Below are 12,478 nucleotides of genomic sequence, written 5' to 3' on the forward strand. Positions count from 1 at the left end.
ACACTTTGCCTCAGGCTGTTGCGATTGTCCGATGGCGAGGATGTTAAAGAGATTGATACAGTCGAGATCCCAGAGGTATTGATTGGTGAGAATTCTTAGTACGGTTTCGTACTCATCTCTTGCACCAACCTGCGCGGATGCGCAGGTTTTTTTTCGCCTCCACTTTTGCTGTCGCTCCTCTATTACTTCTCGTGTAATCTGCCACCATTTACTATCACCCCTCCACGCTGGCTGGCAAAAGGAGTTGAGATGCTATTTGGGTTCTTCCGTACTCTGTTCCGTATTCTTTTTCGCATTCGCATCACTGGCGATGCGCAGGCGCTTCGCGGCGAACGCGTTCTCATCACACCAAACCATGTTTCCTTCATAGACGGCATCCTGCTGGCGCTGTTTTTACCCGTGCGTCCGGTGTTTGCGGTCTATACCTCCATCAGCCAGCAGTGGTACATGCGCTGGCTCACGCCGCTGATTGACTTCGTGCCGCTCGACCCGACGAAGCCGATGATGATTAAGCATCTGGTGCGTCTGGTTGAGCAGGGGCGTCCGGTGGTCATATTCCCGGAAGGGCGTATTTCGGTGACCGGTTCGCTGATGAAAATCTACGACGGCGCAGGATTTGTCGCGGCGAAGTCAAAAGCGACCGTGGTGCCGCTGCGCATTGAAGGCGCAGAGCTAACCCATTTCAGCCGCCTGAAAGGGCTGGTGAAGCAGCGTCTGTTTCCTAAGATAACCCTGCACATCCTGCCGCCAACGTCACTGCCCATGCCGGAAGCCCCGCGCGCCCGAGATCGCCGTAAAATCGCCGGGGAAATGCTGCATCAGATTATGATGGAAGCGCGCATGGCCGTGCGCCCGCGCGAAACGCTGTACGAATCTCTGCTTTCCGCGCAGTACCGCTATGGCGCGAAGAAAAACTGCATCGAAGACATCAACTTTACCCCGGATACCTACCGCAAGCTGCTGACCAAGACCCTGTTTGTGGGCCGTATTCTGGAGAAGTACAGCAAAAAGGGCGAGAAGATTGGCCTGATGCTGCCTAACGCAGGCATCAGCGCGGCGGTGATTTTTGGTGCGGTCTCCCGGGGGCGCATCCCGGCAATGATGAACTATACGGCGGGCGTGAAGGGGCTGACCAGCGCCATCACCGCCGCCCAGATTAATACCGTCTTTACGTCCCGCCAGTTCCTGGACAAGGGCAAGCTCTGGCATCTTCCCGAGCAGCTGACCCAGGTGCGCTGGGTCTTCCTGGAAGATCTGAAAGCGGACGTCACCACGGGCGACAAGCTGTGGATTTTTGCTCACCTGCTGATGCCGCGCCTGGCGCAGGTCAAGCAGCAGCCGGAAGATGACGCGATCGTCCTCTTTACCTCGGGATCGGAGGGCAACCCGAAAGGCGTCGTCCACAGCCACAAGAGCATTCTGGCGAACGTTGAGCAGATCAAGAGCATTGCCGACTTTACCGCAAACGATCGTTTTATGTCGGCGCTGCCGCTGTTCCACTCCTTTGGCCTGACGGTGGGGCTGTTTACGCCGCTGCTGACCGGTGCAGAAGTGTTCCTCTACCCGAGCCCGCTGCATTACCGCATTGTGCCGGAGCTGGTGTATGACCGTAACTGTACCGTTCTGTTCGGGACCTCAACCTTCCTGGGAAACTATGCGCGTTTCGCCAATCCGTATGATTTTTATCGCGTGCGGTATGTGGTGGCCGGTGCGGAAAAACTGCAGGAGAGCACGCGCCAGATCTGGCAGGACAAGTTTGGCCTGCGCATTCTCGAAGGCTATGGCGTTACCGAGTGTGCGCCCGTGGTCTCGATTAACGTGCCGATGGCGGCGAAGCCGGGCACGGTAGGCCGCATTCTGCCGGGAATGGACGCGCGCCTGCTGGCCGTACCGGGCATTGAGGACGGAGGCCGCCTGCAGCTCAAGGGGCCAAACGTGATGAACGGTTACCTGCGCGTGGAAAACCCGGGCGTGCTGGAGGTGCCGACGGCGGAAAACGTCAGCGGCGAGGTGGAAACCGGCTGGTACGACACCGGTGATATTGTCCGTTTTGATGAGCAAGGCTTTGTCCAGATTCAGGGGCGCGCGAAACGCTTCGCTAAAATCGCCGGTGAAATGGTCTCTCTGGAAATGGTTGAACAGCTGGCGACCGCCGTCTCTGCGGATAAGATGCATGCGACGGTAGTGAAGAGCGATGCCAGCAAAGGCGAGGCGCTGGTGCTGTTTACCACCGACGCTGAGCTGAAGCGCGACCGGTTACTGAGCTACGCGCGTGAACACGGTATCCCTGAACTGGCCGTGCCGCGCGATATCCGCTTCCTGAAGCAGCTCCCGGTGCTGGGTAGCGGGAAGCCCGATTTCGTGACCCTGAAAGGCATGGTTGAAGAGGCGGAACAGCAAAATGCGTGAGTCAGTACACACTAACACATCGCTCCGATCGAAAGGCATGATGGCCGTTATCGCCGCGCAGTTTCTCTCTGCGTTCGGCGATAACGCGCTGCTATTTGCCACCCTGGCGCTGCTAAAAGCCGAGTTTTACCCCGACTGGAGCCAGCCGATCCTGCAAATGGTGTTTGTGGGCGCTTACATTATCTTTGCGCCATTCGTCGGTCAGGTGGCGGACAGTTTCCCCAAAGGCCGGGTGATGATGTTTGCCAACGGTCTCAAGCTGCTGGGGGCCGCCAGCATTTGCTTTGGCTTCAACCCGTTTATTGGCTACACGCTGGTGGGCATTGGCGCTGCCGCCTACTCCCCTGCGAAGTATGGCATTCTCGGCGAGCTGACCACGGGCGATAAGCTGGTGAAAGCCAACGGCCTGATGGAGTCGTCCACCATTGCCGCTATCCTGATCGGATCCGTCGCGGGCGGCGTGCTGGCCGACTGGCATGTCCTGGCGGCGCTGGGCGTCTGCGCGGTGGTGTACGGCGGCGCGGTCGTGGCGAACCTGTTTATTCCCAGGCTGCCGGTGGCTCGTCCGGGGCAATCCTGGCGCTTTAAGCCGATGACCGGCAGTTTCTTTACCGCCTGTCGCGTGCTGTGGCGTAACGGGGAAACGCGTTTCTCCCTGATGGGGACCAGCATGTTCTGGGGCGCTGGCGTTACGCTGCGCTTCCTGCTGGTGCTGTGGGTGCCGGTGGCGCTGGGCATTACCGACAATGCGACGCCAACCTATCTTAATGCGATGGTTGCCATCGGCATTGTGGTGGGGGCAGGTGCGGCGGCGAAGCTGGTGACGCTTGAGACGGTGGCGCGCTGCATGCCTGCGGGGATCCTGATTGGCGTCGTGGTGCTTCTTTTCTCGCTGCAGCATGGGTTATTGCCCGCTTACGGTCTGCTGATCCTGATTGGTATTCTGGGCGGGTTCTTCGTGGTACCGCTCAACGCGTTGCTTCAGGAGCGGGGCAAGCAGACGGTTGGCGCGGGGAACGCTATTGCGGTACAAAACCTCGGTGAAAACCTGGCGATGTTGTTAATGCTCGGACTCTACTCGCTGGCGGTGAAAGTGGGCGTGCCGGTGGTGGGGATTGGCGTCGGGTTTGGCGGGCTGTTTGCGATTGCGATTGCGGGCTTGTGGATGTGGCAGCGTCGCCGTTGAGCACTTTGCCCGGTGGCGGCTTCGCCTTACCGGGCCTACAAAATCAGCAAACATCACCCAAACGTAGGCCGGGTCAGGCGAAGCCGCCACCCGGCAAAAACGTCCAGCCTGTAGGCCCGGTAAGCGAAGCGCCACCGGGCAAAAGCATCAGGCTACGGTGCTGGATAAGTGTATACCTGATGCACCGCTTCAATCTCCGCTAACACCTCTTCACTCAGGTTCAGGTGGAAACTCTCAATATTGGTTTTCAACTGGTCCATCGTGGTTGCGCCCAGCAGGGTGCTGGCGACAAACGGCTGACGGCGCACGAAGGCCAGCGCCATCTGCGCGGGGTCAAGGCCATGGCGCTTTGCGATATCCACATAGGCTGCAACGGCTTTCTGCGTCTGCTCGCCGCTGTAGCGGGTAAAGCGGCTAAAGAGGGTGTTACGCGCCCCGGCCGGTTTTGCGCCGTTCAGGTATTTCCCCGTTAGCGTGCCAAAGCCGAGACAGGAGTAGGCGAGCAGTTCCACCTCTTCATACTGGGTGACTTCGGCCAGACCCACCTCATAGCTGCGGTTAAGCAGGCTGTACGGGTTCTGAATAGTCACGATACGCGGCAGATCGTGTTTATCTGCCAGGTGCAGATAGCGCATGACCCCAAACGCCGTTTCGTTAGAGACGCCAATGTAGCGGATTTTTCCCGCACGCTGGCATTCGGTCAGCGCTTCCAGGGTTTCCAGCAGCGTGACGGCGGGGGCGCTCTCATTCCAGCTGTAGCCGAGCTTACCAAAGCAGTTGGTTGGCCGCTGCGGCCAGTGCACCTGATACAGGTCGAGATAGTCGGTTTGCAGGCGCTTCAGGCTGGCGTCCAGCGCGGCGCGGATATTCTTGCGATCGAGGATCTGATTCGGGCGGATCCCGGCATCGCTGTTGCGCGCGGGGCCGCTGACCTTCGAGGCAACAACCAGCTTTTCACGGTTGCCGCGTTTCGCCAGCCAGTTACCGACGTAGGTTTCGGTCAGCCCCTGCGTTTCAGGGCGCGGCGGCACGGGGTACATCTCCGCGACATCAATCAGGTTAATGCCCTGGCTGACGGCGTAATCGAGTTGTGCATGGGCATCGGCTTCGCTGTTTTGTTCACCAAATGTCATCGTGCCCAACCCCAGTTGGCTAACTTCCAGAGCGCTGTGGGGGATACGGTGATAATGCATAGCCGGCTTCCTCAGTAGACTTATAGACCGCGTCAGGGCGTACCCGACAAAGGAATATAAACATGGCAGAGGGGAAGCAAAAGGGGAAGAAAAAAATCAAAAAGGCCAGCAAGCTACTGACCTCTCTCTGTTTATCGCTCGATAATTTGCGACACTTCGTCGCGATTGATCTGCATTTTATTGCCTTGCTGATCGCGGTAGCTGACCAGACCGGTATCATCGTCGACTTCGGGTTTACCGTCGGTCAGGATCATTCGCCCATCTTTTGTCGCCATAACGTAATCGCTGCTACATCCGGATACGGCAAACGCTAAACCGACTGCTGACACTAACACTGCCCATTTTTTCATCGTTATCGTCCTCATCTGGCGCGTATCAAATCATCACCTAGTATTAACCCGATATGGCGACTTGAGGAAGCGGTAAAATCTTAAAAAGCAGTCGATTATGTTTGAGAGCTCGCAAAATAAGTAAAAAACTATGTTTTTAACAGGAAATGACGGGCCAGAAGTGCGCCGGTGAAATTCTTTTTGAGATAAAAACCGCGCGGCAACGTCAGTATGGGCTCACCCCGCGCGCCGATTGCCTCGGTTAGCGCTTTACTGTTGGCCGCTTTTGGTCGCAGCTGTAACACTTCCCCGTGACGGGCGGTGATGCGCTCTACCTGCCCAAGCACAATCATGTCCATCAGCTCCTCCCAGTCCAGGCGCAGCTGATGCTCCTCATCCTCGTTTGGGCTCCAGAGCAGCGGCGCGCCAACGCGACGGTCTGCCAGGGGGATCTGTCGCTCGCCTTCAACCGGCACCCACAGTACGCGCTTGAGCTTATGGCGAACGTGGCTGGTTTCCCACGTCACGCCGGTATTGCCGGTCAATGGCGCGACGCAGACGAAGGTGGTCTCCAGGGGCTTGCCAAGGCTGTCTATGGGAATGGTTTTTAACTCTACGCCCAGTGCGGCAAAATCCTGCTCTGGTTTGCTCCCTGCGCTGGCACCCAGCCACAGCTCCAGCAGCATGCCGATCCAGCCTTTATCCCGTTTCAGATCCTTCGGGATCTGAAGCCCGGCCATTGCCGCCAGCTCGCCAAGCGAAAAGCCTGCCAGACGCTGTGCCTGCTGTAGCAGCTGGCCCTCGCTGGACGGCGGTGAGAGCAAGGGTGTAAGCGGATGCATGAAGGTAACCTTTTGATTAAAAAATAAACGAAGAAATTGTCCCCTGTGGATAGAGTTTAACTATTTCTGTACCAATATTCCATGTCTATGATTTATAGGTTTTTTTATTGGTTTGAAATCGTTTCGCCAGCGTCATAAAACCGGTTGTTCAAATCTGGTCACTGACAATGAACAGGATCTTACACCATGTTATCCACAGAAAAATGGGATAACTGGGCATAACCCTGACTACTGTTTCAATTTACAGCCTTGACGTGCGATGAAAATCGAATTTTCAGACAATTTGTGACTAACTTATTGGCACAATCTGTGGATAAAACCGACGCTGTTCGATCTTTCATCAGTACGACGATCCCTGGCGTGACGATCGTCACGCTATTCTGTTTTATGTTCATTGAAATGCATTTAACTCTATGAAAATAATATAATTATAGAATTAAGGCAGAAGAGGGGCCACGACAGTGTTTGAGGTTGTTCATCGGTAATCAGACACTTCTTCACAACTATATCCACAGAAAAGGTGAATAAAATTCTCCTCAGTGGCGCTCATCTGTTTATAACTCAGCCCATATTTGTGAGTTATTCAAATGTTATTAGGTTGCAGCCCTGTAAGAGAGTGGTTTACCGCCTCCCTGTAGTGTGAAACAATCATTCATATATAAGGTTTAGTTTGGGGTAGTCCGGTGATTGATGACGATGGCTACCGCCCGAACGTAGGAATAGTAATTTGTAATCGTCAGGGCCAGGTAATGTGGGCCCGGCGATATGGTCAGCACTCCTGGCAGTTCCCGCAAGGCGGGATCAATCCGGGAGAGTCCCCAGAACAAGCGATGTACCGGGAGCTTTTTGAAGAGGTCGGTTTAAGCCGAAAAGATGTTCGCATCCTGGCTTCGACCCGCAACTGGTTGCGTTACAAGTTACCGAAACGTTTGGTGCGTTGGGACACAAAGCCGGTTTGTATCGGCCAGAAACAGAAGTGGTTTCTGTTGCAGTTGGTGGGCAACGATTCAGACATCAATATGCAAACCAGCAGTACGCCGGAGTTCGATGGCTGGCGTTGGGTGAGCTATTGGTATCCTGTTCGTCAGGTCGTGTCATTTAAGCGCGATGTTTACCGTAGGGTGATGAAAGAGTTTGCAAGTGTGGTCATGCAGCTTCAGGAGATCCCGCCTAAGCCGCAGAGCGCACCTGCCTGGCGACGTAAAAGAGGTTAAGCTACGCAAATCATGCTCACCCGCTTGCGAGAAATAGTCGAGAAGGTGGCCAGCGCGCCGCGTCTGAACGAGGCGCTGAATATTCTGGTCACTGACATCTGTCTTGCGATGGAGACCGAGGTCTGTTCGGTGTATCTGGCCGACCACGATCGGCGCTGCTATTACCTGATGGCAACCCGTGGTTTGAAAAAACCGCGTGGACGCACCGTAACGCTCGCATTTGATGAAGGTATCGTGGGTCTGGTCGGGCGGCTGGCTGAGCCCATCAACCTGGCAGACGCGCAAAAACACCCCAGCTTCAAATACATCCCTTCCGTAAAAGAAGAGCGCTTCCGCGCATTCCTTGGCGTACCGATTATCCAGCGTCGCCAGCTGCTCGGCGTGCTGGTCGTCCAGCAGCGTGAGCTGCGCCAGTACGATGAAAGCGAAGAGTCATTCCTCGTTACGCTGGCCACGCAGATGGCGGCTATCCTCTCCCAGTCTCAGCTTGCCGCGCTCTTTGGTCAGTATCGCCATACGCGCATCCGTGCCCTTCCGGCCTCGCCAGGCGTGGCGATAGCGGAAGGCTGGATGGACGCCACCCTGCCGTTAATGGAGCAGGTTTACGAAGCCTCTACGCTTGATGAAGCGCTTGAGCGCGAGCGTCTCACCGCCGCGCTGGAAGAGGCGGCAAATGAGTTTCGCCGCTACAGCAAGCGCTTTGCCGCAGGGGCGCAAAAAGAGACGGCGGCCATCTTCGACCTCTATTCGCACCTGCTCTCCGATGCGCGCCTGCGCCGCGAGCTTTTTGCGGAAGTGGATAAAGGCTCGGTCGCGGAGTGGGCGGTTAAGAAGGTTATCGAAAAATTTGCCGATCAATTTGCGGCATTGACCGACGGTTACCTGAAAGAGCGGGCAGGCGATCTCCGCGCCCTGGGACAGCGCCTGCTGTTCCATCTTGATGACACCATCCAGGGGCCGAATGCCTGGCCAAAACGATTTGTTCTGGTCGCGGATGAGCTCTCGGCAACGACGCTGGCTGAACTGCCTCAGGACAGGCTGGCCGGTGTGGTGGTGCGCGATGGTGCCGCCAACTCACACGCGGCCATCATGGTGCGCGCGCTGGGTATTCCAACCGTTATGGGCGCGGACATCCAGCCGTCGGTGCTGCACCGACGCACGCTGGTGGTCGACGGCTATCGCGGTGAGCTGCTGGTCGATCCTGAGCCGGTTCTGCTCCAGGAATACCAGCGCCTCATCAGCGAAGAGAATGAATTAAGCAAGCTGGCGGAAGATGACGTTAACCTGCCCGCACAGCTCAAGAGCGGCGAGCGGATCAAAGTCATGCTCAACGCCGGCTTAAGCCCCGAGCACGAAGAAAAGCTCGGCAGCCGAATCGACGGTATTGGCTTATACCGCACTGAAATCCCGTTCATGCTGCAGAGCGGTTTCCCCTCCGAAGAGGAGCAGGTGGCGCAGTATCAGGGCATGCTGCAGATGTTCAACGACAAGCCTGTGACTCTGCGAACCCTGGACGTCGGGGCGGATAAACAGCTGCCGTATATGCCGATCAGCGAAGAAAACCCGTGCCTGGGCTGGCGCGGGATCCGCATTACGCTCGATCAGCCTGAGATCTTCCTGATCCAGGTGCGCGCCATGCTGCGCGCCAACGCGGCGACGGGCAATCTCAGCATCCTGCTGCCGATGGTCACCAGCATCGATGAGATCGACGAGTCGCGGCGGCTGATCGAACGAGCTGGTCGTGAAGTGGAAGAGATGATCGGCTATGCGATCCCGAAGCCGCGTATCGGGGTGATGCTTGAAGTGCCGTCGATGGTCTTCATGCTGCCGCAGCTGGCGAACCGCGTTGATTTTATTTCTGTCGGCACGAACGACCTGACGCAATATATTCTGGCCGTCGATCGTAACAACACCCGCGTCGCCAGTATCTACGACAGCCTGCATCCGGCGATCATTCGCGCGTTGGCGATGATTGCTCGTGAGGCGGAGCAGTACGGGATTGATTTACGCCTGTGCGGTGAAATGGCCGGGGATTCCATGTGCGTTGCGATCCTGATTGGACTGGGATACCGCCATCTGTCGATGAACGGTCGCGCCGTTGCCCGCGTGAAATACCTGTTGCGGCATATCGACATTGAGGATGCTCGCGAGCTGGCTGAACGCAGCCTTGAGGCGCAGCTGGCCACTGAGGTTCGTCATCAGGTTGCGGCGTTTATGGAACGACGCGGTATGGGCGGTTTGATCCGCGGCGGCCGCTAAAACCTTTCTCCCCTCTCCCTTTGGGGTGAGGAATCCCCACAAATTAATGCGAGCACTGAACAATCCCCTCGCCCATTGGGGAGAGGGTTAGGGTGAGGGGAACATACGGCAGCGGTGGTCATTCCGTTCACTTTATGTTCCTTGCTACTCTGTGATTCCTGTACCGGTGAACGTGCCAGGGTGGCTCAATCGCCACCACCCTGGCGACCCGGGCTCCCGGCGGTAAATCGCCGCTTTGCGGATTGTTCGCCCCATCCCTGTGGCTCACCCCTTTGGGGCCAGCGCAAGCGCTGTCCAAAATTGCTCCCGGCAATTTTGTCCTCAGCTTATTCCTTCAGGCTATCGGGTCGGGCATGAGCCTGCATCCCTGCAGGCCACGCCCTCTCGGCGCATCCCTGCGCCTCGCCCCGGCCTTCCGGAAACGCTTCGGCGATTTACAGCCGGACCAGGGCGTCGCTGTAAGCCATTAATTTTGCATAATAAACGTTCATCGCTTCAGGTAAAAAAATTACTGGGGATTCCTCAGCGCCGAAGGTGTGCAAATACGAGGCGCTATCGTTGGTAATGGCCGTGGAATAGACAAACATCCAAATCACCAGCATTACAAAATAGAGCGCGCCTAATAAAATCCCCCAGTGTTTGCCCAAATAGCCGCTGATTAGGCTCGGGTAGTCTTTGCACTCCGGCGATTCCGCCAGCGTATTAATAAACAGACGCTGGAATAAATACATGGCCGGATAGCCGATTATTGATGAGAGCAAAAATACCCATAGCCCCATTAATCCTACCTGCACGGGGAGAAAAACTATCCCCGCGCCGATAGCCATCCCAATACTCATGATGACCCAGCCCGTGTCGGTGCTGTCGAATTTAATGGCCTCTTGCCACTCGCTTTCACTCATTCCCGCCCGTCCTGCCGCGGGGGAATCATTCACCATCACGCTGCTATTTGTTGCCGTATCCATTGGGCACTCGCTTATTTTGTAGGGTAAACAGTTGTTTTTATAGGGTTCCGATCGCCAGCGATTGCGAATCAGAGAGCAGCAGGTGCTTATTGTTGATGTGTGAAAATCATATCCGGAGCGAGGGAGAAAAAAGTCACAACTTTTATGTGTATTTACTGCGTTGCGAGTAAAATTTTCTATGAAATCCTAAAATGCAGATAAAGATCTCTAAGTGTGATGCAGATTAAAATATCCTATCATCCTTGAAACGAGAATATTTCGGAATTTATAAAAATGAATGTTCTACTCTCAGCCCTTTCTTTTTTATAGGATGACATCTCAACAAACCATCTGATGATTACGGTTATACTATGGACACCGTTGAAGAACTCAGTGGAACATACTTTTATAAGGGAGTGTGTAATATCTCGGCATCTGAGCTATTTTTTTGATATACAGCTACCACACCGACTCCCTACCATTACACTCGCAAGTTTCAAATACAGAAAACCGATGTATACCAAAAATTTAGGTGCGTTCATTGGCCGATGGATACCTGCCCTCGGGATAACCATACTTGCAGCAGATGTTGCAATGATAAGTTACAAAACGCCTTCGAGATATAATACGATTGCTCACCCAAAAGACCGGATTTGGTGAAGATGAACAGTGAAGCTGATGTTTTAAAATTCTTCAGGGACAACTTACCGGAACAAGGAACATTTACAGGCAAGAGAATTCCGCTCGAGATAGATGATGTTTTACAGGATTACACCGATCTGGATGATATCGTATATGCCATTGAGAAATTTGAAAAAGAGTATCTTATCGAAGTTAACACTGAAAATTATTTCCCATGGGCTCAAACCTGGTTTTTCAGGAAATGGTTTACTAAAGAGCCGGTTAAACAAATATCAAAACCATTGACGGTAAGAATGTTTGCCGAAGCGGTCAAAGCAGGTAAATGGATACACGATTAATTTTCAGAAGGAGTTTGTATAATGGCCGTACCTGTTCACATTTGGTTCTATGACGACGGTGGCTCACTCATTAAAGGTTCATGTGATGTTCAGGATCGTGAAGGGAGTGTTGAAATTAGAGGTTTAACCCATAATTTGACTATTCCAACCGATCCACTCTCCGGAAGATTAACCGCAACGAGGAAACATGCCCCTTTCCTGTTCGAGAAGGAAATTGATAGCTCATCTCCCTATCTTTATAAGGCAGTAGCGACAGGACAAAACCTTAAGAAGATTGAGATTAAATATTACCGAATTAATGATGCAGGTTGGGAGGTTGAATATTTTAGAACTGAACTGGAAGGTGTGAAAGTAGTCTCTATTTCCCCTCTTGTTAACGATACTCGTAACTGTCCAGGAACTGGCCACCTTGAGTCTATTCAATTGCGCTATGAAAAAGCGACCTGGACCTATTGCGACGGGAATATTCAATTCTCTGATGCATGGAACGAACGGGCATCGGCATGATGATCAGGCTCATGCCTCACAGAATCTACTTAAAGCGATTCTGTGAGGTCTCATTTCTAATGAATGATTTCAGGATTACTCAGCCAGCGCGTTAGCCATATCCGTTCTAATCTGTTTGCGCTGTTCCGGTGTTAACACCTGGCTGACGTCGAAGTAATATTTCACGCGGTAATAACGGGCCTGCTCCTCAATTTTGCTAAACGCGCTAAGCTGTTTTTTCACCGTACTTTCGTCCCATTTTCCCGCCTGGAACATGTCGATCAGTGCGCCGTCCTTCACGCCCGTCATCGGGATCTTGCTGACATTTTGTTCCAGCTGCTTATGCAGATCGTCAATCTTCTTTACCTGCTCATTGCTGAGCTTCAGGTGCTGAACCAGCGGGTCTTGCGATGGAGACGGAGCAGCCTCAACGTTCGCGGCCTGCGCCGTAAAACTGCACATGGCCAGCGCTGCGGCGGCCAACGCAATACGGGTCATTTTCATCATCTTACTGTCCTTACATGCTGTTATAGGGAAAAGCAGGCGTATTGTTTTTCAAGAGCGGATGAATATGTGTGAGTAATTATATAAACACTTTTGTCTGTTCAGCGGACCAAAAAAAATGCCCCCTGCGCT

Annotated in this window: 10 protein-coding genes and 2 pseudogenes; 7 read left to right on the forward strand and 5 right to left on the reverse strand. The window is 54.1% G+C overall.

The window, feature by feature from the left end; genetic code table 11:
• Positions 1–249: 249 nt before the first annotated feature.
• The gene (aas, locus tag ACJBF3_RS07590) at positions 250–2,409 is read left to right on the forward strand and encodes a bifunctional acyl-ACP--phospholipid O-acyltransferase/long-chain-fatty-acid--ACP ligase (protein ID WP_045329164.1); all 2,160 of its coding nucleotides are present in this window, start codon (positions 250–252) and stop codon (positions 2,407–2,409) included.
• Positions 2,402–3,595 (forward strand): lysophospholipid transporter LplT, encoded by a 1,194-nt coding sequence (gene lplT, locus ACJBF3_RS07595; protein WP_047717611.1) that lies wholly within the window; start codon positions 2,402–2,404, stop codon positions 3,593–3,595. Before aas ends, lplT begins: the two co-directional genes overlap by 8 nt.
• 152 nt (positions 3,596–3,747) lie before the next feature.
• Here lplT and ACJBF3_RS07600 read toward each other — a convergent pair whose 3' ends face one another.
• From ACJBF3_RS07600 to mutH, 3 genes are all read right to left on the reverse strand, one after another.
• The gene (locus tag ACJBF3_RS07600) at positions 3,748–4,788 is read right to left on the reverse strand and encodes an NADP(H)-dependent aldo-keto reductase (protein ID WP_045329162.1); all 1,041 of its coding nucleotides are present in this window, start codon (positions 4,786–4,788) and stop codon (positions 3,748–3,750) included.
• 131 nt (positions 4,789–4,919) lie between these two features.
• Positions 4,920–5,138 (reverse strand): YgdI/YgdR family lipoprotein, encoded by a 219-nt coding sequence (locus tag ACJBF3_RS07605; RefSeq protein ID WP_032643191.1) that lies wholly within the window; start codon positions 5,136–5,138, stop codon positions 4,920–4,922.
• Positions 5,139–5,266: 128 nt separating this feature from the next.
• The gene (gene mutH / locus ACJBF3_RS07610; RefSeq protein WP_045329158.1) at positions 5,267–5,959 is read right to left on the reverse strand and encodes a DNA mismatch repair endonuclease MutH; all 693 of its coding nucleotides are present in this window, start codon (positions 5,957–5,959) and stop codon (positions 5,267–5,269) included.
• Between the two features lie 683 nt (positions 5,960–6,642).
• Between mutH and rppH the strand changes: the two genes are divergently transcribed.
• Both rppH and ptsP read left to right on the forward strand, forming a co-directional pair.
• Complete coding sequence (rppH, locus tag ACJBF3_RS07615) at positions 6,643–7,173, forward strand: RNA pyrophosphohydrolase (RefSeq protein ID WP_013098553.1); 531 nt, start codon at positions 6,643–6,645, stop codon at positions 7,171–7,173.
• Between the two features lie 12 nt (positions 7,174–7,185).
• Positions 7,186–9,432, forward strand: coding sequence for a phosphoenolpyruvate--protein phosphotransferase (gene ptsP, locus ACJBF3_RS07620; protein ID WP_045329156.1), 2,247 nt, complete (start codon positions 7,186–7,188; stop codon positions 9,430–9,432).
• Positions 9,433–9,950: 518 nt separating this feature from the next.
• Here the strand turns inward: ptsP and ACJBF3_RS07625 are convergent.
• Positions 9,951–10,397: pseudogene (locus ACJBF3_RS07625) on the reverse strand (hypothetical protein); the annotation flags it as partial.
• Between the two features lie 350 nt (positions 10,398–10,747).
• Here ACJBF3_RS07625 and ACJBF3_RS07630 point away from each other — a divergent pair.
• From ACJBF3_RS07630 to ACJBF3_RS07640, 3 genes and pseudogenes are all read left to right on the forward strand, one after another.
• Positions 10,748–11,036, forward strand: a pseudogene (locus ACJBF3_RS07630) (hypothetical protein).
• A gap of 2 nt (positions 11,037–11,038) precedes the next feature.
• Positions 11,039–11,356: a DUF1493 family protein gene (locus ACJBF3_RS07635; RefSeq protein ID WP_045330825.1), complete on the forward strand. Its 318-nt coding sequence runs from the start codon at positions 11,039–11,041 to the stop codon at positions 11,354–11,356.
• Between the two features lie 21 nt (positions 11,357–11,377).
• Complete coding sequence (locus tag ACJBF3_RS07640; RefSeq protein ID WP_045330823.1) at positions 11,378–11,863, forward strand: type VI secretion system tube protein TssD; 486 nt, start codon at positions 11,378–11,380, stop codon at positions 11,861–11,863.
• Between the two features lie 75 nt (positions 11,864–11,938).
• Here the strand turns inward: ACJBF3_RS07640 and ACJBF3_RS07645 are convergent, their stop codons facing one another.
• Positions 11,939–12,349, reverse strand: coding sequence for a Spy/CpxP family protein refolding chaperone (locus tag ACJBF3_RS07645; RefSeq protein WP_045330820.1), 411 nt, complete (start codon positions 12,347–12,349; stop codon positions 11,939–11,941).
• Between the last annotated feature and the right edge of the window lie 129 nt (positions 12,350–12,478).

This window comes from Enterobacter sp. PP-008-ECC_S150, from assembly GCF_045257065.1.
In the GTDB taxonomy this organism is placed as follows: domain Bacteria; phylum Pseudomonadota; class Gammaproteobacteria; order Enterobacterales; family Enterobacteriaceae; genus Enterobacter; species Enterobacter chengduensis.